Origin of the sequence: Calothrix sp. PCC 6303 (assembly GCF_000317435.1) — a bacterium.
GTDB lineage: Bacteria > Cyanobacteriota > Cyanobacteriia > Cyanobacteriales > Nostocaceae > PCC-6303.
In genome coordinates, this window is record NC_019751.1 from 5754608 (window position 1) to 5776549 (window position 21942).

Annotated in this window: 20 protein-coding genes; 9 read left to right on the top strand and 11 right to left on the bottom strand. The window is 41.4% G+C overall.

Going from position 1 to position 21942, the window contains the following annotated elements:
* Window positions 1-17: 17 nt before the first annotated feature.
* Together CAL6303_RS23335 and hetZ are read right to left on the bottom strand one after the other, a co-directional pair.
* Window positions 18-1001: a hypothetical protein gene (locus CAL6303_RS23335; protein WP_015200295.1), complete on the bottom strand. Its 984-nt coding sequence runs from the start codon at window positions 999-1001 to the stop codon at window positions 18-20.
* Complete coding sequence (hetZ, locus tag CAL6303_RS23340; protein ID WP_015200296.1) at window positions 994-2184, bottom strand: heterocyst differentiation protein HetZ; 1191 nt, start codon at window positions 2182-2184, stop codon at window positions 994-996. The genes CAL6303_RS23335 and hetZ overlap by 8 nt, the downstream gene beginning before the upstream one ends.
* Before the next feature lie 290 nt (window positions 2185-2474).
* Between hetZ and CAL6303_RS23345 the strand changes: the two genes are divergently transcribed.
* On the top strand, window positions 2475-2948 hold the full coding sequence (locus CAL6303_RS23345; protein ID WP_015200297.1) for a hypothetical protein: 474 nt from the start codon (window positions 2475-2477) through the stop codon (window positions 2946-2948).
* Window positions 2949-3185: 237 nt separating this feature from the next.
* On the opposite strand, the gene sds is transcribed toward CAL6303_RS23345, so the two are convergent.
* Window positions 3186-4157 carry a solanesyl diphosphate synthase gene (gene sds / locus CAL6303_RS23350; RefSeq protein WP_015200298.1) on the bottom strand — a complete coding sequence of 324 codons (972 nt, stop codon included), beginning with the start codon at window positions 4155-4157 and terminating at the stop codon, window positions 3186-3188.
* Window positions 4158-4997: 840 nt separating this feature from the next.
* On the opposite strand from sds, the gene CAL6303_RS23355 reads away from it, so the two are divergent.
* Window positions 4998-5192: a hypothetical protein gene (locus CAL6303_RS23355; protein WP_015200299.1), complete on the top strand. Its 195-nt coding sequence runs from the start codon at window positions 4998-5000 to the stop codon at window positions 5190-5192.
* Window positions 5193-5632: 440 nt separating this feature from the next.
* Here the strand turns inward: CAL6303_RS23355 and murI are convergent, their stop codons facing one another.
* From murI to CAL6303_RS23375, 5 genes are all read right to left on the bottom strand, one after another.
* Window positions 5633-6565 carry a glutamate racemase gene (murI, locus tag CAL6303_RS23360; RefSeq protein ID WP_015200300.1) on the bottom strand — a complete coding sequence of 311 codons (933 nt, stop codon included), beginning with the start codon at window positions 6563-6565 and terminating at the stop codon, window positions 5633-5635.
* A 157-nt stretch (window positions 6566-6722) separates the two neighbouring features.
* Window positions 6723-8591 carry an N-acetylmuramoyl-L-alanine amidase gene (locus CAL6303_RS23365; RefSeq protein WP_015200301.1) on the bottom strand — a complete coding sequence of 623 codons (1869 nt, stop codon included), beginning with the start codon at window positions 8589-8591 and terminating at the stop codon, window positions 6723-6725.
* 539 nt (window positions 8592-9130) lie between these two features.
* Window positions 9131-11053 carry an N-acetylmuramoyl-L-alanine amidase gene (locus CAL6303_RS23370; protein ID WP_015200302.1) on the bottom strand — a complete coding sequence of 641 codons (1923 nt, stop codon included), beginning with the start codon at window positions 11051-11053 and terminating at the stop codon, window positions 9131-9133.
* Entirely contained in the window at window positions 11050-11193 is a 144-nt protein-coding gene (locus CAL6303_RS30480; protein WP_158333176.1) for a hypothetical protein, read from the bottom strand. Before CAL6303_RS30480 ends, CAL6303_RS23370 begins: the two co-directional genes overlap by 4 nt.
* Window positions 11194-11608: 415 nt before the next feature.
* The gene (locus CAL6303_RS23375) at window positions 11609-12985 is read right to left on the bottom strand and encodes a cation:proton antiporter (protein ID WP_015200303.1); all 1377 of its coding nucleotides are present in this window, start codon (window positions 12983-12985) and stop codon (window positions 11609-11611) included.
* 580 nt (window positions 12986-13565) lie between these two features.
* Between CAL6303_RS23375 and CAL6303_RS23380 the strand changes: the two genes are divergently transcribed.
* Together CAL6303_RS23380 and CAL6303_RS23385 are read left to right on the top strand one after the other, a co-directional pair.
* Window positions 13566-14021, top strand: a complete 456-nt coding sequence (locus tag CAL6303_RS23380; RefSeq protein ID WP_015200304.1) for a hypothetical protein — start codon at window positions 13566-13568, stop codon at window positions 14019-14021.
* 52 nt (window positions 14022-14073) lie between these two features.
* Complete coding sequence (locus CAL6303_RS23385) at window positions 14074-14307, top strand: hypothetical protein (RefSeq protein WP_238993732.1); 234 nt, start codon at window positions 14074-14076, stop codon at window positions 14305-14307.
* A gap of 74 nt (window positions 14308-14381) precedes the next feature.
* Here the strand turns inward: CAL6303_RS23385 and CAL6303_RS23390 are convergent, their stop codons facing one another.
* Window positions 14382-14792, bottom strand: coding sequence for an EVE domain-containing protein (locus tag CAL6303_RS23390; protein ID WP_015200305.1), 411 nt, complete (start codon window positions 14790-14792; stop codon window positions 14382-14384).
* Window positions 14793-15197: 405 nt separating this feature from the next.
* Between CAL6303_RS23390 and CAL6303_RS23395 the strand changes: the two genes are divergently transcribed.
* A complete protein-coding gene (locus CAL6303_RS23395; RefSeq protein ID WP_015200306.1) occupies window positions 15198-15950 on the top strand; it encodes an SIMPL domain-containing protein in 753 nt (250 codons plus the stop codon).
* Window positions 15951-16066: 116 nt separating this feature from the next.
* On the opposite strand, the gene CAL6303_RS23400 is transcribed toward CAL6303_RS23395, so the two are convergent.
* Window positions 16067-16432, bottom strand: a complete 366-nt coding sequence (locus CAL6303_RS23400) for a single-stranded DNA-binding protein (RefSeq protein WP_015200307.1) — start codon at window positions 16430-16432, stop codon at window positions 16067-16069.
* A gap of 489 nt (window positions 16433-16921) precedes the next feature.
* Between CAL6303_RS23400 and CAL6303_RS23405 the strand changes: the two genes are divergently transcribed.
* The 4 genes from CAL6303_RS23405 to ribD all read left to right on the top strand — a co-directional run bounded on the left by CAL6303_RS23405 (window position 16922) and on the right by ribD (window position 21385).
* Complete coding sequence (locus CAL6303_RS23405; RefSeq protein WP_015200308.1) at window positions 16922-17923, top strand: rod shape-determining protein; 1002 nt, start codon at window positions 16922-16924, stop codon at window positions 17921-17923.
* Between the two features lie 105 nt (window positions 17924-18028).
* Window positions 18029-18859 carry a rod shape-determining protein MreC gene (gene mreC, locus CAL6303_RS23410; RefSeq protein WP_015200309.1) on the top strand — a complete coding sequence of 277 codons (831 nt, stop codon included), beginning with the start codon at window positions 18029-18031 and terminating at the stop codon, window positions 18857-18859.
* Window positions 18860-19320: 461 nt separating this feature from the next.
* Complete coding sequence (gene mreD, locus CAL6303_RS23415; RefSeq protein WP_041739909.1) at window positions 19321-20013, top strand: rod shape-determining protein MreD; 693 nt, start codon at window positions 19321-19323, stop codon at window positions 20011-20013.
* A 241-nt stretch (window positions 20014-20254) separates the two neighbouring features.
* On the top strand, window positions 20255-21385 hold the full coding sequence (ribD, locus tag CAL6303_RS23420; protein ID WP_415748911.1) for a bifunctional diaminohydroxyphosphoribosylaminopyrimidine deaminase/5-amino-6-(5-phosphoribosylamino)uracil reductase RibD: 1131 nt from the start codon (window positions 20255-20257) through the stop codon (window positions 21383-21385).
* 120 nt (window positions 21386-21505) lie between these two features.
* On the opposite strand, the gene CAL6303_RS23425 is transcribed toward ribD, so the two are convergent.
* The gene (locus tag CAL6303_RS23425; protein WP_041740880.1) at window positions 21506-21724 is read right to left on the bottom strand and encodes a hypothetical protein; all 219 of its coding nucleotides are present in this window, start codon (window positions 21722-21724) and stop codon (window positions 21506-21508) included.
* Window positions 21725-21942: the final 218 nt, after the last annotated feature.

Consider the following 21942-nt stretch of genomic DNA (forward strand, 5'->3'; position numbering starts at 1 on the left):
ATTAAAATTACCTAAGACTACGCTGTCGGCGTAATCATAAATTTTAGAGGTTGTTGCTCAAAATCTTCAAAATCAACTTCGAGAATATAGGTTTGGTTTGGTTGATTGCAGTTAATTTCTACATTCAAACATCCTGGAAGAGCAGATTGTGCAATCGCTTGGGAATTATTCCCCTGAATTTTTAGGATTCCTGGGACTGGTAAGTCTCCTTGGACAAGGAGTTTTGCTGCTCCACCTGGAGATAGTTGATACTCTACCTTCAAGTTGAGAACACCAGCACTACTGATCCACTCTCTTTCGATGACTGGTTCGCTAGCAGAAATTGGTAATGTCAAGTTATCAAGCAGTTGTTTTGCTGCCAGTAATGACACTGCCATTTGTTGACGAGTCTGTAAGTCTGAATAGCTGCTATCCAAATTTGGTATTGCTTCTAATCCAGCCACAGATCGATATGGGCTTCGTAAAACTAATCCGGCTAAATCATTAAGTCCTTGAGGATCTCCAGGAAATAAACTTTCAACCGCCTGAACTAATTTAGCTCCCAGAGGTAATGAAGATGCAATCAAAGCTTGACATCTTTCGAGTAATTGCTGGAAAACTTTATCTGGTAAGCTAATTGGCAAATTCAACTTAGATTGTTGCGCCACCCACCCCCAAGCGGGAACCAAGTTTGCCGCTCGATTGTCAAGATAATCGGGATAATCTTTCAATTGTGTTTCCCAGGGAAACAAAGGTGGATGGTTTTGGATTTGAATTTGTAACCGACGTTTAAGGATGGCTTGAAAACGCTCTTGCACAGTAGGAATTTCTCCCAATAGAAAGGTTTGGGGTATCGAATCTAACCCCGATTTACTGCTTGTTAAGTCAGCATCATCAGTAGTCAGGCTCTCAACCCCGTTAATTTCCTTACATTCGACCGAAGTATTTTCATCCGTACTAGCATCATCTGCGAGTAACATTTTGAGCAACTGGTTTTGTAAGGATTCTGAGTCACTATTCATGAGTAGATGCACCTGATCCGGACATTAAAGAGTTACGAATTTCCCAGGCTTGTTCCAAAATTTTAAACCAACGTTTTTGTAGTTGTGCCATTGATAACCCTAAAGTTTTGGCAATTTTGTCATCTGGGAGTCCTTGTTGTTTTAATTCGATCAGCGATCGCTGTTTTTCGTCAAGCTGCTCCACATATGTATCCCATTGTTGTGGGGTCAAGCCTAAATTTGTCCGTAAATCAGCTTCGAGCCATTCGTGAACCAATTCCCAACGATGTAACAGCGCAAATCGAATCAAGTGGTATTTAAAGCGTTGCTGTAAATAATCCCGCTGACGAGAAGTTAAGCCCAAAATTGACTCAATTTCCTGTGCGGATAAATCTTGCAGACGCAGTGCAAAATAATCAGCACAGTCGTTTTGCTGTCTTTCTTCCAAGTAACTAATCAATTCCGAAACCACCACAGAGCGCAATGTTTCCTCTTGAGGTTCTGGTTCTGGTTGGGTTGCCATCGCACTGCGTAACTGCTGCACAGCCGGATCTTCCCAAGAACCATCAGCTTCACTAGAACTACCTTCTGCTGCTTGTTCAATATCGACACAGGTTTCCGGAGGTTGCTGTTGGGAAAAAGTCTGCGCTCGGAGAATAATTAGCTGTTGCTGTCTCCCTGGAAGCGGAATTCGCCTTTTGCCATAACGCTCAGTAAACGCCATATACTCAGACAATTCCAGCAATGTCCTTGGGCTATAGGTTTTCTCCAACTGAGTTTCACGTCGAAAAGCATTCAAAGCCTCCAAATAAAAACTTTGAAGAAAATCTTCAATTATTGTCAGCCTTCCTTGATAACTTAATTGCCTTTGTGGAGGATTAATATAGCGGTAGATGATGGCACTCAGAGTGCTATGAAGTTCGACCCTACCCCGACTAGAACCTAACTGGTAGTATCGTAAGCACTGTTGCAGTCGATGCTTTGCTAAAGCCATCGCCGAGCTTTCAATTGCACCGGAAGCCTGAATACGCTTGCTCTCGCTGCAAATGCGGTAGACTTCGGCGGTGATTCGCATTGCCACATCGCGGCAATTCTGCTCTGAGGCTTTAGTAGCTTGGTTAAGCTCCTGATACAGGAGTTGAAATATCGCCTCCACGCCGATAGAATTATCTCCCTGAATAGTTGTGGTTGCGGCTAAATTCATAATGTCGTATTTAGAAAGACCCTAGCATACTTATTTACGTGAAGTCTGGTGGGGGAAGCTTACCCCATCGAGTTTCACATCCTGCTTGGAGGATGGGTACTGGGTTTATAGTTTTGGGTATAAGCTAAACCCAGGTAAAGCCTGAGTTTAAAGTCTAACTTTACATAAAGTCAGCCGCCGTGGAGTATCCCCGTGGCGAGCTTTACCTATTATTCCCAGTTTCTGTTTGATTGTCTGCATTTTATCCAAGTTAGAGTAAATACCCACCCCTTGATTAGCAGGTAAATTTTATGGATTTAGAAGCACAAATTCAATTGCTGATTCACGATGCACCCCAAGATGGCATTACGCCAAAAATAATCACAGCAATTACTCCAGTGCTGTTTGCCGTCGCCTCATCGTTACGTCACTCCCAATACTACATCCTCCAAGACTTAGAGGAGCATTGGATTTTAACTACATTAAGCAACCGTGCAAATCCAAGGCTAGAGAAGCATGTTGTTTACGCTTTCCCTACAATCGATGATGCTACAGCCAATATTAGTACTGTACCCAATTCGCAAAATGTCGCTGCACCCTTACCTGTTACTCACATTTTGTTCCAATTAATTGCATTAGAACCAGTAGATAGTATAGTTTTTTTTGAAACTTCTGGCACTACTACAGATAGTTTTGAAGTTAAACGCTCCAATTTACAAGCTCTAGTTCAAAGAGCAATCAAAAAAGATAGCTCCCATAGCCCAATCCCCCCTGATATTGCTTAACAAACTAACACAGATACCAGCTTATCCTGTCACAAGCTACCTTGGGGAAAATACTGGCAATTGGGGATTAATAATTTGGGAATTGCCCAAAAATACAGAGTCTCAGAGGGAAGAACGTAAAGCGCTAACCCTCTAAAATTTGGCGTTACTTCCACAAGGAGCTAAAATTGCAAGTTTCCTAACAAAACTGATCAAATGGGAGATTTGCTTCTCTTTGAGAATATTTTACTATCCTTGTTAGTACAACCGACTTAATACGTAATCAGCCATACTTACCAATGCTTGACGAGACTCAGAAGGTGGTAAATCAGCAAGATTATCTACAGCTAGTTTGGCATGGTGCGCTGCTAGTTCCCTTGCCCTTTGAATTCCTTGACTATCATGAATTAGTGTCAACGCTTGGTTTAAATCATCATCTTGAGCAAACTCTCGCTCAATTAAGGCTTCTAAGTATGGTTTTTCTTCCAAAGCAAATAGCACGGGTGCAGTCAGATTTCCGCTGCGTAAGTCAGATCCGGCTGGTTTTCCTAATGTATCTGTAGAACCTGTAAAGTCAAGAATATCATCCACGATTTGGAAAGCTAAACCCAAGTGATTACCGTACTCATAAAGATGCTCGATAATTTCTGGGGAAGTTTCACTAATAACTCCAGCAGCTTTGGAACTATTGGCAATCAAGGATGCTGTTTTAAAATAGCTCTTCTTCAAATAGGTTTCCAAGGATATATTCGTATCAAAGCGGTTTAATCCCTGTTGGATTTCTCCGACGGCAAAATCCATCAGTACCTGCGATAGCAGTTTGACTACTTCTAAGTTGTCTAGGTTTGCCAGGTGCCAGGAAGATTGAGCAAAGAAAAAGTCTCCCGCTAAGACGGCAATCCTGTTACCAAACATACTGTGAATTGTGGAAACACCACGCCTTACTTCTGATTCATCTACTACATCATCGTGAACGAGACTAGCGGTATGAATCATTTCTGTAATTTCTGCCAAGCGGCGGTGACGAGGAGTAATATCCTGTTGCAACATGGTTGCCCGCGATATCAGCAGAACTATAGCTGGTCTGATACGCTTTCCCCCAGCTCCAAACAGATGTTTTGCCGCCGCATAGAGGATAGGGTGGTCATTTCCAACTAGCTGTATCAGGTTATCTGCTAATATCCGCAGGTCGGCTTCCACAGGGGTAAAAAGGGAGGTGGCTGGGGTCATGGATAGGCGGACTCTGGATTAAGTTACGAAAGTTTACATATTCTATAATCATTTTAAGATAACGCAGTGCTAGTGGGAAGTTTTCATCAAAATTAAGCATCAGGGAATGGGAAACTCCCAATAAATATCACTTTTGGGGTATGAGCAATGCAGTGAATGTAGTAGTATGGATGGGTGATCCCCATTAGTAATTGATCATTTTCGATTTTTCAGAATTTAGCTAAAAACTTAGCTGAAAAGGCGAAGAGATTGTGTTACGCTAAAAGCAAGGGACTCATAATATTTTTAATATTCACGAAGTCAGAGCGGTATATTTTTGGAAGCTGGTTCCTCCAGAAATTTGCCTTATAAGCCTCGTCGTTGTACGGCGATGTCTCTGTCACCCCGAACGCTAAGTTGTGTTTAAGTATTTTTGCTTCTTTTAAGTGGTGAGTTTGAATAAATAGTTGAAGTGGAGCTGAGAGTTTTATGTAGGCTCTGTTATTTACTTATTTTTTGTCACTGTTTGAGAAAGCAGGTACCTAAATATGTGAGGGATTGGTTGTGCCTTCAGATTCAAGCTGAAATATAGCATGTTCTAAGGCTGTAAAGGGTTAAATACTGAGAACGCAGACTTAAATAGGCTGCTGAAGTAGTAATTCAATCGTTTATCAGAAACGGTTGAGTTGTGGTGTGTATAAAGTCTGTAGCTATACATAACATTAGCGTTAGCTGAAAGTTAACGCTAATGCTCGAGTGAGATTTTTTCTATGAAAAGTATGGTTGCCACGAGTATATTTTGGCGGCTAGATTTTTGTGATTCAAATTATTTTTATTTCAACTTATATAAAGGGCACAAAGATGGTTTATGCAAAAATGCCTATGATGATATTTATTCTCGCTTCTGGGTACTTATTTACCGTTTATCTACTATTAGCATTAGCTAAACGTAGTGGAAAAAAAGAATCTGGTGGGGGGGTTAATTTTGTTGCTGCTGGAAAAAACCAGCAAGAAGTTCAGGTGGGACAAAACTTGCCGGAAGTTGGCAGTAGTTGAGACGACGGGCTTAAAACAATTCGCAATACCCGCTATTGCGGGAAGCAAGCTAGGCAATTACGTTTTGCGACGGGGATTTAGACCCCGACCCAAAACGGACTGAATATTTAACGGTACGCTATTCATCCCCGCCCTCAATGTATTCATAGGGTGGGGACGAATCCCCAGGATTTTCTGGTAGGATATTGAAGTCTTGACCATCAATGCCATAAGCGAAAACCAAGCGGTGGAGGTATATGTTGCAAGAAAACCCTTCGACTTACGCTCAGGGTAAAAGATTTGGGTCTTGGGAACCAGGACTCCTGCCCTTGGAGGGAATGTTAGACCAATAGAACTACGAAGTCCTGGAGGCTGTTCCCGATGAATTGGGAAGCCCCGTCTGTCTTACGGCGGGGTAGTTCACAGAGGACGCATTGCGCCGTTGACAACCCTCTTTAAGTTTAGCTTGAAGTTTTCACGAAGTCAGAGGAAGCCTCGTCGTTGCACAATGGGGTGTCTTTGAGGTCTTGAGTGCTGTTGCTAACAGGCTTATCTGTAAAGTGTACAGCTTCAACTGTGGGGGTATGACCCAACCAATTTACTGAAGAGTCGGCAAATTGTTGGGGACAACCGCTAACAGCAAAACGAGTTGGCATTGGGGGATAAGTATTTCTCATACCAAGGAGTTCTAATTCTTGAGTACAAGCATTGACAACGTGTGCAGCGGGGTCGATTAATTTAACGTTGCTAGGAAGAAGCGATCGCATAATTGGTGCAAGGTGCGGATAATGGGTACAACCATAGACCAAAGTATCGATTTGCTGCTGAATCAACGGTTCTAGATAGGAACGTGCCACTTCTATGGTATATGGATCGTGGATACGGTTTTGTTCAATTAAAGGGACAAACTCTGGACAACCAACTTGCCAAACCTCTGCCTCTGAGTTGATTTCGTGAATTGCCTGTTTGTAGGCATTACTTTTAGCGGTAGCAGGAGTAGCAATAACACCAATACGTTTACCTTGTTGCACTGCTGCTTTGGCACCAGGAAGAATTATGCCTAAAATTGGCACATTAAATTCTTCCCGAACTGCCTCTAGGGCAAGGGCAGAACTGGTATTACATGCCATGATCACCATTTTGACATGGGAAAGCTGCATCCAGGTGATGATGTCACGGACGTATTGAATAATTTCAGCTTGGGAACGGATACCGTATGGTAGCCTGGCTGTATCTCCAAAATAGATAATTGATTCGTTAGGAAGTTGGCGATACAGTTCCCGCAGAACAGTCAATCCTCCCACACCACTATCAAAAATGCCAATGGGGGCACGTTGGACTTCGGAATTGGAGTTTGCAAAAAGGTTGCCTTCAAAAGGGGAAGATGGAAACACAGGCGAATTTTATGATTGTGTTTTGCAATTAAAGATACAGGATTTTGGTTAATTCAACAAATATTTTTATATTTTAGGGTCAAAATTTAAGAGCGAGAATTCAGAAGTGTTGAGTTGAGAAGGAAAATTTCCCCAACTCGTGACTTCTAAGCTCAATTTAACGGCGGAGATACTGAAGGATACCACGCGCGATCGCATCCGCCATTTGATCTTGATATGCTTTGGTTCCCAAACGTGGGTTATCTTCTCTACCACTCATGTAACCAGTTTCCACCAAAATCGAGGGCATCGAGCTTTTTCTCAGGACGTAAAATCTAGCTTTGCGGGTGCCTCTATCTTTAATCGTGGGAATACTTTGCAAAATCGATTTGCGTACAGCTTCTGCCAAGTTGTAACCGCTATCGTAATAATAAACCTCTAAGCCATTGACATCAGGACGGCGATCAACCGAGTTAGCATGAATACTCACAAATAATGTGGCATTGACGCGTTCAGCTAAAGCAACCCTAGGCTTCAAATCGACAAAATAATCAGCATCCCGTGTTATCACTGCGTTAATGCCATTTTGCTCCAAGATTGCCGCCACCCGTTTTCCAATCGGTAAAACTACATCTTTCTCTAATAATCCACCAAGACCGGGTGCGCCAGAATCTTTACCACCATGTCCCGGATCGACAATCACAATAATTTTACCAACTGGTTGCCGAGGTCGGGGCTGAGGGTTAGGATTAGGAGCGGGTACTGGTAAAGGTTGTGGATCAGTACGTGATATTGGTGGTAAACCAGGAGCAGGATTTACGGGTGGTGTAATGGGGCGATTTCGTTGTAGATCTAGTGATAGTAATTGTCCACTCAGTTGATTTAGCTGTCCAACTTGGATACCTGCGGCTGGTTGGACAAAAATCAGAACATTTCCATCTTGCTGTTGTAATCTTACTCTTAAAATCGGGCTACCAGCGGTAAATTTTGGACCTTGGACGTTAGTAGCTAATTTAGCATTGGGAATTGTGATTTTGAATAATCCTGAACTTCGATCCCAACCACCAGTCCCAGTTAACCTTTGATCGGAACGGATAAGTAACTGGTTGGATGTCTGATTGAGTTCAATTCCATCAATTGTTGCCGGAGAAAGGGCAACTGGAGGGATTGGACGGGGATTTGGATTGGAGGGAGTATTTCCACCTGGAAGCCTGACTAAAGGAGCATTAGGGAGTAAAATAACACCCCCAATACTGCTTTTTGAAGCTCGCCAATCGGGGCTATTTCGGTCTACCCGTAAAGTTAGACGAACTTTACCTTCTGTTTGAGAAATATTAATTTGGCTGACACCATGTTGATTTTGGGGTAAGCTTTGGGGAGAGAGTCGAGGCGAAATTGCAGCCCCGGAAATATTCACACTAATTGTTTGTTTATCGCTACTGCGATCAATTGTAATATTCGGATTACCGCTACCACTAGTACGGACAAAAAAACCGTCACCTGTGGATCTAATATTTTCAATTAGGGTTCCAGCTTCTGCTGCGACTACGCTTGGTTGTGGAGTATTTGGTCGTGGAGTATTTGGTCGTGGGGTTGTAGGGGTGGAACCTGTAGTCACAACATTGTAAATATTATTTGGATTTGTCCCCCCATTATCTAACTCTGCTTTGGGAAGTCTAACCGTCCAACGGTTGGAACTGAGGGGGACAAACTTGACTTGTTGGGGGTCTATTGTGTAACCAGGGGCTAGTTCTACAACAATCCGAGTAGTTTGTTGATCAAACTGCCCGATTCGCAAAGCACGAATTGCCCCACCCACTGGTTGGGTTAGTTGTGAACGGTCGAATCGAGTATTTGGTAAATCAATTACCAATCTTGTGGGACCATATATGAGTTGTGCTTGGGGTTGTACGGCGCTATCAGTATCAAACTCTAATTGGTTTTGGTTAGTGTTATACCGCCATGAATTTAGCTTTGCAGCATCTGCGGGTGACGATAGCATGAAAGTAGCTAAAAAAGTGCTGGATATTAACCAGTGTAGTTTCACAATATTTCTCCTGATTTTTTTGTTTGTGGTAACTGTAAATTTGTCAGAGAGACCTGTTGCCTGTGAAACGACGAGGCTTCTTCTGACTTCCTCAATCTGTTGGTTAATCCTCACACCGTCACCGCCCAAATTTTTTTGGCATACAATACATCAAATTAAGTTACATGGAGGCATATTCGTAATTAGCACCAACGAACTGCTAAATTTAGATACTGGGTTTTAGTAACCAATAGCACTAGAATATTGCGTGACCATGTTAGTTTATCCTGTATTTACTTGCATCCGATTACACCAACAAAGTAATTGTCCAAATTTTAATCTGGGTCAATTGTAGTCAAGAGGTCTTTGATCCGGTTGAATTTTGGCAGATGAGGTTGGTTTTGGCAAATTTCTGCACTAAGTTTTGAAAATAAGTTCAATAGAAATATCTCAAACAGTATTTTTTACATAAGAATATCTAACTTATTGATACATCTATTTACTGAGACTTAACAGTTATGAGTCACTTTTCCCTGCTAAGTGTTCCCTGATTTAATGATCTATCTTTGTCGAAGGTAGAGGATAATGCCGCGTGCGATCGCATCTGCCATCTGATTCTGATATTCGGTACTTCGCAATTTTGCTATGTCCTGTTGACCAGTCATGTATCCTACTTCCACCAAAATGGAAGGCATAGAACTTTTTCTCAAGACGAAGAAACGCGCTTTTCTCACTCCTCTGTCTCTTACATTGAGACTCTGAAGTATGGTACTATGAACTGTTTGGGCTAAAGCCAGTCCACTGTCGTAATAATACGTTTCCAATCCGTTCACATCCGGACGACTTGAGCCAGCCGAGTTAGCATGAATGCTGACAAATACATTGGCATTCGCTTGGCTTGCCATGTCTACCCTTCCTTGGAGGCTGACAAAGTAGTCAGAATTGCGTGTCATTAACGCTTGGATGCCGTTTTGCTGGAGAATTTGCGCTACCCTAATTCCAATGGGCAAAATTACATCTTTTTCTTTACTACCACCAATTCCCACAGCGCCTGGGTCTTTTCCACCATGACCTGGATCGATAATGACAGTTAAGCGACCGTTAGGAACTGGTGGGAAATTCGGATTAGGATTGGGATTAGGGTTATTAATAATCGGTTCAGAACTACCAGGCAAAGGTCGTGAGTTTGGTAAAGGTGGCAATCCTCCGGTGATGGTACGATTACGCCGTAACTCCAAAGCTAAAAATTGTCCTGTGATTTGATTGAGTTGCCCAATTTGCACACCTGCTGCTGGCTGGACTAAAATCACCACGCTCCGCGATTGTTGTTGTTCTTGGAGTCGTACCCGTAGAATTGGACTATTAGCGTCCATAAGTGGACCATTGACCCTGGGTGCTAATCGGGCATTATTAACGGTGATTTGAAACATTCCCGATGCTCGATCCCAGTTGGTACTGGCAGATAATTGTCGATCACCGCGAATCATCAATTGGGAACCATCACCATTTAAATCCACCGATTGAATAGTCGCTAGTGTATCGCTGCTAGAAGCTGAATTTGGTATACCTGGAAACGGACTAGTTTGACTTGTGGTGGGTGCCGGAAAGTTGTTATTTACCTGATTTTGACTAACACTACTGCCAGTTTTATCAGGTAAACGTTGTGGTAGCAGCACTAAAGCATTTGTACCACCAGGAGTTATCCGCCAATCGGCAGCTTCAGAATCTACCTCAAGGGAGATGCGGACGGTGGGTTTTGTATCCTGCTTTTGGGAAAAAGTTAGCCGACTCAGACCAAAACGGTTAATTGTTGCTTCTAATTGAGTCAAATTTGGTGATAGGGATGCACCAGAAATGTCGATATTTTGGTGAGTGCGAAGCTTGCCCGACGTAAGTCGTTCGCTACTACGGCTAGAACGTATTTGAGTCTTACCTCCACCACTAGTCCGAATAAATACACCGTCACCTGTTACTTTAAAATCTTCGATTTGTGTAATTCCGGTTGTCGTCTGGGCAACCCTTGGTGGTGGTGAGTTTGGCTTAGAATCGTTAGTTACAACATTGTAAATATTTCTGCTTGAGGATGTATTATTTTGTTCAACCTCTATTTTGGGCAACTGTACTCTCCAGCGATTCGCAGACTGTCCCTCAAATTTCACTTGATTGGGATTAAGAGTATAACCAGTGGCAAGTTCAATGATGATTCGAGTCATACTCTGGTTAGATTGTCTGACTTGAATCGAACGAATTGCCCCACCAACAGGTTTTGTTAGTTGCTTTTGTTGAAACCTGGTTCCTGGTAAATCAATAACTAAGCGTGTGGGATTAAACAATAGTTGTGCTTGGGGTTGAACTGCACCGTCGGTGGTAAACTCTAATTGGTTTTGATTCAGATCAAACCGCCAAGATTGCAGTGTTGCCGCATCCACTGATGACGAAAGTGCCAAAATAGTTAAAAAAGTGCCAGGTAGTAGCAGTTTCACGGTATATTCTCCTGATTCCCATTTATGAGATTGTTGGCTTCTTGTCCAACTCTCAAAACATCAGCATTTTGCACCCAAGTGAAGTTAATGATTTTCGCATTCCTTAGACTTGTAATGAGATGTTTTGATTTGGTTTTCATATCCCACTACCCACTATATTTAATGCTGTATATCTAGTGTTTTACTCACATCAAAATATGGCATCAAAATATAGGCAGTAGCGTCACATGCTACCATGAGCTTGAGATTTTTTATGCTTTGATGACATAAAATTCGGTTTGGTAGAGCATTTGATTATACAAACTACTGACTTTGTTGAGTAGATGAATATAGAAGTTACATTCTCAAAAATTGATACTATTTCTCAGGAGTTACACTTTCTGAGGACGAAAACCTAAGTCTAGAAGTTTCCATCGAAAAAGTCGCAGCACTGAGTATAAATGCTGCTAATAGGAATTTGAAAACACAAATATGTACATATTTGTAGAGACGTAGCAGTGCTACGTCTCTACGGTTATAGGAAAAATCCCGGACTTAAACTGTGATAACTGTTCACTATTCACTATCCACTGATTTCAACTGGGTTGTGTTTTGTTCAGGAAAGACAAATTTTAGCAGTGGAGGTGCTAAAAAAGTCGTAACAATTACCATGACGATAATTGCTGCTTCCAATGGTTTGGAAAGAATCCCAATACTGGAACCTATGCCCAAAAATACTAATCCGACTTCACCACGGGGAATCATCCCGACTCCGATGGCTAAACGGTTAATTTGGGGAATTCCAAATACACTTAAACCTGTGACAACTTTACCAATGATGGCAACAGTAACTAGGAAGGTTGCCATAATTAAACCTTCACGGTTGCTAGGAACTGCTGGATTGAGGACGCTGAGATCTGTTTTTGAACCAACTACGACAAAGAAGACTGGGACTAACATGTCAGCGATGGGGAGAATTAGCTTTTGGAGTTCCTTACGTTTTTCGGTTTCTTCCAAAACTAAGCCAGCTGCAAAGGAACCTAAAATTGCCTCTAGTTGAATCGCATCGGCAAGATATGCCATAGCAAAAGCGAAGATAAACGCAGGTATAATTAGTTCGCCGCGTGTTTTGAGTTTATTGACAACTCCCACAAAGGCTTTATTGAATAAATTACCGAGTGCGATCGCGCCTAACAAGAAACCCGTAGCGCTCACGATTAAGTATACAACGTTGCCAACATCCACAGCCCCATCTTTGGCAAGACTGGCGACAACTGCCAAGACGATTATCCCCAAAATATCATCGATGACGGCTGCACCGAGGATAATTTGCCCTTCTTTGGAGTTGAGTTTTCCCATTTCTGAGAGAACTTTGGAAGTAATACCAATACTGGTGGCTGTTAATGCTGCCCCTGCGAAAATCGATGGGATGGCAGGAAGACCAAAAATTATCATTAATCCGGCTGTACCTGCTACGAAGGGTACCACAACCCCAACACAGGCAACAACTACTGCTTGGATACCCACTGCCATTAAATCTTTGAGATTTGACTCCAAGCCAATTTCAAATAGCAGGATAATGACACCCAACTCTGCCAAAATCGAAATTACTTCCGACTGTGCTTCAAATACGCTGTTAGCTGCTGCTGGACTTAAACCATCAGTTAATTCTAAAAAGCGCATAATCGCGGAACTTGAAGCATCAATTCCTTCACCGGGAAATACCAACAGGTGCAAGACAGAAACACCAATAATGACACCACCAATAAGTTCTCCTAAAACGGTAGGAAGTCCTAATCGATTTGCTAACTCTCCACCGAGTTTGCTGGCAAGATAACTAACTAATAAACTCAACAATACCCCTGCTAATACCAGCGAACTATCTACAGTTTCGCTAGTGGATGCTAATAAGGGGAATGTGGGTAATGAGAAGGAAACTAAATCTAAATGCATTGGTTTTATTAATATCCTTCCCTACTAAATCTATCAATCGCCTATTCTACGATAATTGATAATTTGGGAAAATATTAGGAGTTGGAAATGGGCATTGATTACAAAAAATTTGATTTCCATAGCAGTTCTGGCTGATAAGTCCTGCGGGCAACCAAAATCCTGGTAGATACGTAGGGTCTGCTGAAAAAGGCTGCAAAGTGAATCTAGATGCTACACAGCTTGAATAATGGTGGTTTTGGAGGTCAGATCCAAAATTCACCCCGCGATTTTCCGCCAAAGTGCATGGTTTTTGAGCATCTAAATCCCATAACCTTGCACTTGTTTGCCTTAAAAATGATTAAAACCCTTATTTAGCAAAGGTTATAGCTTTAATCAGCAAGCCCTACGTAGGAGACCTAATCCGGGGTTTAAGTACAACGCGATTAAGCCAATATAAATGACTTAGGATTGCTATGTTATATTTCAATGCCACTATATATCTGACAAATAGAAACTACGGTATAATATGAGACTGTAGAATTTAGAGTAAAAGTTAAGTAGCTAAAACCTTTAGATTAAACAAATAATCAACAGGAAATTCATGTTTTTAGTTCAAGATTCCAGTCTGTCTCGTGAGAATCGAATCAAGCAGTTTTTGACCGAAGAGCCTTCATTGTCAGCACTTCTTTCTGTTATTCACTTTGAGTGGACGCTTCGGCGTGCAATTATTGCAATCGGCACTTCTCCAAATGTATTGGTACGAGCGAAACTGAAAAATTGTCACGGACTTGATAAGTATAAAGATGTTTGGAAAGATGAGGTTTTTCCCAATGTCCAACTACGACTTCCTGAAGTAGTTCAGAACTGGGATGGTCTTGGTCGAGCCTTTCGATTACGTCACAGATTAGTTCATGGTGCTACTTCTTGCGAGCCAGGGTACGCTAGGGAGCGAGTTGATTGGGCAATTGATGCAGCGAATGATGTTAGGGCTATTTGTATTGATAAAAACATCAATTTAGATGCACGTTTACCTGTCCGGAGAAACGCAAAATCGTAGGGATATTTCAGTTACTATCAGTCTAGAATCTTAATCAGCAACGATCTTAAATATGAGCATTCGCTTAGACTTGCCATCAGACTTGGAAAGTCAACTGTCTACAGAAGCTGATTGTGAGCGTGCGTTGTCAGATTTCACAACTTACCATTTGTCAAATAGCCTGGGATTGATTGACGCTTTGATTGCTGCCTGTGCTGTAGGACGAAATTTAACACTTTGTACGTTTAATGTTAAGCATTACCGAGTTGTTCCAAACCTTGTCACGGCACAGCCTTATGCACGTTAAACACAATCTAAGAACTAAAAGGAAACAGATAAATTTCCTAATAAAAATGGCTACAGCTATGTTAGTTAGCAATTTCAGCAATAACTACCCAGTTTTAAAATCATTTGCCAGTGTAGTTCCGAAACTGGGACTACAGATAAGCGTGAAATTCTTAGCAAATCAAAGTTTTCAAAGTTTTTATCCTGCTTGATTTGGTTGAGTGTGACTGATTGGGGAATTTTTTCTAGTGCTTTAACATCAATTACTACCCGTTTTTCGTCATCTAATTTAGGATCTGGGTAAGCTGCACGGGTAACTTCGGCAATCCCGATAATTTGTCGCTCCTTACCTGTATGGTAAATAAAGGCTAAATCTCCCAATGCGATCGCGCGCATGTTCTTTAAGGCTAAATTATTATTCACCCCATCCCAAACACCTACACCTTCAGTCACTAAATCTTCATAGCTATAGGTTTGGGGTTCGGTTTTCAACAGCCAATACGCCATGTATCTTTCCAAGTTGGGATGGGAACAAAAAAATTTAGGTTGCAAAAAATGTAACCAAACTCATTCTTCAATATTCTTGTGTCAAAGTCAAAATAGGTAACGGACACTCTCTGATTGATACACCAGCAGTGTATTCTCGATTGTCAGTAGTTTTCTCGAAATTGGCTGAGATTTTGTTCATATCAATCAGCCTTTAAAGATTTACGTAGAAAAATCGCCTACAACAAATTATGCGATACCTACGGTGGTAAACAACGCATGGTTGAATCGATCCAGAAAAACTGTAAGCTTTCTGGTATCTTCAAAGCTGCGATTGATATCTTTTTTTACTGACTTTCAGGAAATGTATTGACATTTTTCCTGAAAACTCATCCATGTCTAATTTTTTTGAGGAGTTTTAATTGTATGCATCCAATCGCTAAATCTACCCCAATTGTCAATTTTGGTAAATTGTGGCAAACTTTACCAGCAGCTTTGTTATTGTGTATGAGCTTTACTCAACCAAGCTTGGCAGAAGAAAAAGAACGTATGTACAGGACTTTAAGCGTCAGTGGACGTGGTGTTGAATCCATTGCTACTACTCTTTCCCAAGTCAATGTTGGTGTGGAAGTCCAAGGTAAAAGTGTTCAAGAAGTTCAACAGGAAGCAGCGCGTAAATCATCTGCTGTGGTGACACTTCTCAAATCGCGGAATGTGGAGAAGTTACAAACAACAGGAATTAATCTCAACCCAATTTATAACTACACCAATAATACCCAAAAAATCACAGGTTACAGCGCTACCAACACTGTAAGTTTTCGTATTTCCACTGATAAAACTGGTAATCTATTAGACGATGTAGTCAAAGCTGGAGCAACACGTATTGATGGTATTAGTTTCGTTGCTAGCGATGACGCGATCGCATCCGCACAGAAACAAGCATTACGAAAAGCTACCCAAGAAGCTCAACAACAAGCGGATGCAGTATTTGGGACTTTGGGTTTAAAATCGAAGGAAGTTGTTGGGATTCAAATTAATAACGCCAGCACTCCACCACCAATTTACCGCGCATTTGAGAAAGGGTCGGTACGAATGGCAGATGCTGCAAACGTTACCACTCCTGTTGTTGGTGGAGAACAGCAAGTGGAAGCCTCAGTAACTTTACAAATTAGTTATTAATAGAGGAAGACATTAGCTTTTAACCCAACTTGGCGTTATCTGTTTCAAGGTATAAATTAAATGTAGAGACGTAGCAATGCTACGTCTCTACAATCAGTCATTTCTAGATTATTTGCCTAAAAATTATCGGAGTTAAAATCACTCATTCCCCCAGCATCTGCATCTCTCTTAGAACCTAACAGTTCTAACTGATCTACTAAAATTACAGGGGAGGAACGGTTAGCACCTGTACGAGCATCAGTCCATGAATCAAACTTCAAAGCTCCTTTAACAGCTATTTGCTTGCCTTTCTGGACATAATTACCAGCAACCTCTGCCGTTTTTCCCCACAACTCTAAATTAAACCAGTCTGTTTGCTCATTATCACGGGAACGTCGATTAACTGCCAAAGTTAGCCTACACTTGACACTACCCGATTCAAAATATTTCATTTCTGGGTCATTACCAACACGACCGATAAGCGTGATAACATTTATACTCATGTTCGCCACCTCTAAATACAAAAGTACTAATGAAAATAATGATTTTAATCATAGCGAATAATGAGACTATAGTAACTGTGTTAAAAACACAACTTACCAAACCGAAGCCATAGTATATTAAGAAATGTTAAAAGTTCCGCTTCAAAAATGGTTGTTAGCTATTGACACTTAGCTATTGGCTATAAATGTAAAGCTGAATCATTGAATATCGCAACTACCTGAGTGAAGATAAAAATGAACCTAATAAGTTGGCAATCCTTACGGATATGACGGCTTAAATAGAGAATACAACAAGGTATTAACCTGAGGATAGTTTAAAGTTAAATAATACCAAAATCTATATGAAAAATATTCCACTTGACTAGACTCAGGATAAAAAACGTAATAGAATCCGGCACAACTTACTCTTACGGTAATGGTCACAAGTATCGCAAATAGGGGGCGTAGAGACAAGTGGGTCTTTTTAGTAGGTTTTCCTTATCGCGGGATATGGGTATCGATCTCGGCACCGCGAACACCTTAGTTTATGTATCTGGTAAAGGCATTGTCCTCCAAGAACCTTCCGTAGTTGCCATTGATCAAGTTGAAAAAGTGGCGCTAGCAGTGGGAGAAGAAGCAAAAAAAATGCTTGGTAGAACACCAGGAAATGTGATTGCCCTCCGCCCCTTGCGCGATGGTGTAATTGCTGATTTTGATACTGCCGAGTTAATGCTAAAGCACTTTATCCAACGTGTAAACGAGGGTAAATCCCTGGTTTTACCTCGGATTGTCATTGGCATTCCCAGCGGGGTGACAGGTGTAGAAAGACGCGCTGTGATGGATGCAGCGGCTCAAGCAGGTGCTAGAGAAGTATACTTAATTGATGAACCTGTTGCAGCCGCAATTGGTGCTGGTTTACCAGTTATCGATCCCACCGGGAACATGATTATTGATATTGGTGGTGGTACAACCGAAGTAGCAATTTTGAGTCTTCACGGAACTGTACTGAGCGAATCAGTGAGGATTGCTGGGGATGAACTAACTGATTCAATTATCCAATACTTGAAAAAAGTTCATAATTTGGTAATTGGTGAGCGCACCGCAGAAGATATTAAAATCCGCATCGGTTCAGCTTATCCAAGTTTGAATGATGAAGAGGCAATGATGGAAGTTAGAGGTTTACATCTGCTTTCAGGATTACCACGTACTGTCACAATCAAAGCACCTGAGATTCGTGAAAGTATGTCCGAACCTTTATCTGTAATTGTTGAAGCTGTGAAGCGGACTTTGGAGCGGACACCTCCAGAACTTGCGTCTGATATCATTGACAGAGGTATTATGTTGGCTGGTGGTGGTGCTTTACTCAAAGGCATTGATACTTTAATTAGCCACGAAACAGGAATTGTCACCCATGTTGCTGCTGACCCACTGTGTTGTGTAGTATTGGGTACTGGTCGTGTTTTAGAAAACTTCAAGCAACACGAGCGAGTTTTTACCGCGCGATCGCGTTAAGCGGGAAATCGAGAACAGATTTATAGTTATGGTATTAGATTCAGTTTTGAATCTAATACCTATACTTGGCAAAGTTATTTTTTAAATATTTAAGTAAGGCATATTATGTTTACAACGCGTCGGTGGTGGGAGCGTCGAGGATTACAGGTAGGTTTACTGGGTTTGGTAGTAGGTAGTGCTTTTATCCTCCGACAAACTCAAGGTTCATTTCTGTTGGAACTTTACCGAGGGATCAGTCGCCCCTTAGAAATTTTACAAGCGGGACCAACCAAAGAAGACCATCTACGTAATGCGAAAGTCCTAGAACTACAAACCCAAGTTGTTGACTTGCAGAATCAGAATCAACAACTCAAGAAAATGCTTAGTTATACCGAAAAAGCACCAGCTAATGTAACCCCCATTCCAGCAAGGGTAATTGGACGTAGTGCTGATAATTGGTGGCAACAAATTACCCTCAACCGTGGTACTGCTGCTGGTGTCAAAGAAGGCGATATTATTAAAGCTGAAGGCGGATTAGTTGGAATTGTAGACCAAGCTACAACTAATACCAGCCGCGTTCTATTGATTAGCGATCTCAAAAGCCGAGTGGGAGTGAACATCAGCCGTACAGGTGCCCAGGGGGTGCTACGTGGTGGTGGTGGAGTTGAAGGAATCCTGGAATTCAATGAAAAATATCCCAATGTCAAAATTGGTGACGTTATTTCTACATCAACCTATAGCCAAAAGTTTCCCTCAGGGTTAGCAATTGGACAAATCAAATCTTTAGATTTACAACGTTCTGCTGGCTCAATTGCCAACGTTAAGCTGTTTCCACCAATCAGTTCTTTAGATTGGGTAATGGTTTATCCCTATACTGAAGAACAAACAGCGCAACAACAGCCGACAGATCCCGGCAAATCAACCACGTCAACTACAAATCCCCAGAAGACTAACTAGTACAAGAAGGCAGAAGGAATAAAGACTTTTTTACAGATTGTCTCAGCCCCAGGCAGTATATATAGGAATCCGACTTGGTTTTTGAATCCATCTGTTGGAGTGAGGGAGTAGTGGGTAGAAACTGTGCTGAGTTTTGTAAGCGCAGAGCGCAGGCTACGCCAACAATATCCAAATAAGATTTCTATATATAGGACTCATATTTGATTTATGAAATACACGTAGGGTGCGTATAGCCTTGCGGCATCCAAGAAAAGCACCAAGTGTGATGCACCCTACATATACTTAAATTTTTAAGTGCAAAGCATAGGCTACGCCAACAATAATTAAATCGTATTCCTATATAAATCAATCAATAAATTAATAAATTAAAAATTATTTACTAATCGTGTAAAATTTCTGTCTCCCGTCCTCTATTTTATTTTAATAGCTTCAAATAATTCAAATAATTATCTACTAGGAAAATGAAAATGCTAGCTATATGGGGAAATAAACGTACTAAGTCTAAATCGCAATCATTGCAGCGAAAATCTGAGCATAAGTCGCAGTCACGGAAATCGCAACCACAAAAAGCAAAAAGCCAGTTTAAGCCAATTGCCAGTTGGCAACCTAGAACCCGTGCTATCGTTGACTATCTAATTATGTTTAGTTCGGTGATGTTGTGCTTGATGATGTTACCAACTAGACTTCCGGGAATGGAATTATTAGGTATTGGACCAAATTGGCTATTGATTTGGGTGGTAGCATGGAGTGTAAAACGTAGTCCGTGGCAAGGTGCGATCGCTGGTGTTATCTTAGGCTTATTACAGGATGCAATGACTTCCAGCAATCCCACCCATGCTTTGAGTTTAGGCTTGGTTGGCTTAGTCACTGGTTTGCTGCAAAAACAGCGATTTATCCAAGAAGATTTTATTTCCATCGCCCTAATTGTATTTGTGATGGCAGGAATTTCCGAAACCTTGTTCGCATTACAATTGGTTTTGTCTAGTATTCAACTTGCAGATGGTACACAATACTATCGTGTGGCGGCTGATGTGTGGATGTATTTCCAAAAAGTAGCCCTAGCATCGGCAATTCTCAGTAGTCTGTGGGCACCTGTTGTTTATTTTCCTTTAAATCGCTGGTGGCAGAAGCTGAAATTGGCGGAACAAGCTTAGACAGTTATCAGTGAACAGTGAACAGTTGTCAAAATTTCAATGGGGAGTGTGGTGAGGTAGAAGTGAAAGATAGTTGTTTATTTCCGGTGACAGTGATGATTTTTAGTAGCTAAATTTTTGCCTGAAATTTCTGAATGCTAATAGAATAACCTTTAGTTACCAAAGTTTTTTTCAGATTTTTCAAAGATTACTCAAAAATATGGAGAATTTCCCAACAGTCAGTCAGGGTAGTTTTACAAATATGCTCACGGATGCATCAAATTTGGAATTAGAAGTAGTCGGAAGTGATTTCGATAGAGTGATGATGCAGCGGTGCTTAGAACTTGCTCGTCGTGCTTTGGGAATGACATCACCCAATCCCTTAGTAGGGGCAGTAATTGTTAAAGATGGGAAAATCATTGGGGAAGGTTTTCATCCCCGTGCAGGAGAACCCCATGCAGAAGTATTTGCTTTGAGAGATGCGGGAAAGCGATCGCATGGAGCAACCGCCTATGTTAGTCTGGAACCTTGTAACCATTATGGACGAACTCCTCCCTGTTCGGAAGCCCTGATTAATGCAGGTGTGGCGAGGGTTGTGGTGGGAATGATGGATCCCAATCCGCTAGTGGCTGGGGGTGGTATTGCTCGTTTGCGTGATGCTGGGATCGAAGTTTTGGTGGGGGTGGAAGAAGCCGCTTGTAGGAAGTTGAACGAAGGCTTTATCCATCGGATGCTTTACCAGCGTCCCTTGGGTATTCTCAAATATGCCATGACTTTAGATGGCAAAATTGCCACAACAACAGGTAACAGTGCTTGGGTGACTAATCAGGAATCTCGTCAGGTGGTGCATCAATTACGGGTAGCTTGTGATGCTGTTGTGGTGGGTGGAAATACTGTCAGACAAGATAATCCTTATTTAACTAGTCATCAGGTGGGAGTGCATAACCCCGTGCGGGTGGTGATGAGTCGCACCCTTGATTTACCTGTGAATGCGCGACTGTGGCAAATTACAGAGGCTCCAACTTTAGTTTTGACTGAAACTGGAGCTAATCCAGATTTCCAAGCCATGCTGCGAAACCAAGGTGTGGAAGTGGTGGAACTGCCATTACTGTCACCAGATGCGGCAATGGTATATTTTTACGAGCGGGGTTTTTGTAATGTCCTATGGGAGTGTGGTGGTACTTTAGCCGCAAGTGCGATCGCATCCGGTGCCATCCAAAAGATTTTAGCCTTTATTGCCCCCAAAATTATCGGCGGAGATCATGCTCCTACACCAGTTGGGAACTTAGGTTTGACTAGCATGAATGAAGCTTTGACTCTCGAAAATATCGATACGCGTTTGATTGGTTCAGATTTGTTGATTGAAGGATATTTACCAATCAAGCATACTTAATTAACATTACACACTTGGGAAAAGTCGTTAAGTAGAATTGCCAAATAAGCAACATATCAACTTTTCCCTTTTGTCTTCTGTATTCTCCCTGAAATTATCATTATTACCACACCAATATACTTAACTAAAAAGCCGTTCTTGAGCCATATCACGGATTAGATTTAGTCGAGAAGAGACATAATCATTTAAAAAATCCCTATCCTTACCATCAAGAGTGACTTGTCTGTTCATCTCCTTTACCAAACATTGAACTAAGCTAGCATCGTCCATCTGTAACAGGGTTACAGTTTGAGTGTTTTCCACTATAGACCAAAGCTGACGCATAACCTTGGGAGTCACTTTCACCTCCATTTTGATTGTGAACTCATTTTTTTTAGCATACACAATCAAAATCAAATAGTCCGGTTATAACGCACACACTGACACAACTGTTATCAAAAAATTAACATATTGAAATATATTGGGTTATTAATTGATAAAGTCTCAGTATCATACGGATATTTCGCTAATTTAACTACAAATTATTTATCTTTTTAAGTTATGTATTCGATGTTTGT

Bases quoted from the DNA above. Each gene is read 5' to 3' on its own strand.
- CAL6303_RS23405 (WP_015200308.1), top strand. From the start codon at position 16,922: ATGGGTATCGATCTCGGCACCGCGAACACCTTAGTTTATGTATCTGGT.
- CAL6303_RS23355 (WP_015200299.1), top strand. From the start codon at position 4,998: ATGGTTTATGCAAAAATGCCTATGATGATATTTATTCTCGCTTCTGGG.
- CAL6303_RS23335 (WP_015200295.1), bottom strand. From the start codon at position 1,001: ATGAATAGTGACTCAGAATCCTTACAAAACCAGTTGCTCAAAATGTTA.
- CAL6303_RS23375 (WP_015200303.1), bottom strand. From the start codon at position 12,985: ATGCATTTAGATTTAGTTTCCTTCTCATTACCCACATTCCCCTTATTA.
- hetZ (WP_015200296.1), bottom strand. From the start codon at position 2,184: ATGAATTTAGCCGCAACCACAACTATTCAGGGAGATAATTCTATCGGC.
- CAL6303_RS23400 (WP_015200307.1), bottom strand. From the start codon at position 16,432: ATGAGTATAAATGTTATCACGCTTATCGGTCGTGTTGGTAATGACCCA.
- mreC (WP_015200309.1), top strand. From the start codon at position 18,029: ATGTTTACAACGCGTCGGTGGTGGGAGCGTCGAGGATTACAGGTAGGT.
- mreD (WP_041739909.1), top strand. From the start codon at position 19,321: ATGAAAATGCTAGCTATATGGGGAAATAAACGTACTAAGTCTAAATCG.
- CAL6303_RS23390 (WP_015200305.1), bottom strand. From the start codon at position 14,792: ATGGCGTATTGGCTGTTGAAAACCGAACCCCAAACCTATAGCTATGAA.
- CAL6303_RS23395 (WP_015200306.1), top strand. From the start codon at position 15,198: ATGCATCCAATCGCTAAATCTACCCCAATTGTCAATTTTGGTAAATTG.
- sds (WP_015200298.1), bottom strand. From the start codon at position 4,157: ATGACCCCAGCCACCTCCCTTTTTACCCCTGTGGAAGCCGACCTGCGG.
- CAL6303_RS23385 (WP_238993732.1), top strand. From the start codon at position 14,074: ATGAGCATTCGCTTAGACTTGCCATCAGACTTGGAAAGTCAACTGTCT.
- CAL6303_RS23380 (WP_015200304.1), top strand. From the start codon at position 13,566: ATGTTTTTAGTTCAAGATTCCAGTCTGTCTCGTGAGAATCGAATCAAG.
- CAL6303_RS23345 (WP_015200297.1), top strand. From the start codon at position 2,475: ATGGATTTAGAAGCACAAATTCAATTGCTGATTCACGATGCACCCCAA.
- CAL6303_RS30480 (WP_158333176.1), bottom strand. From the start codon at position 11,193: ATGAAAACCAAATCAAAACATCTCATTACAAGTCTAAGGAATGCGAAA.
- ribD (WP_415748911.1), top strand. From the start codon at position 20,255: ATGCTCACGGATGCATCAAATTTGGAATTAGAAGTAGTCGGAAGTGAT.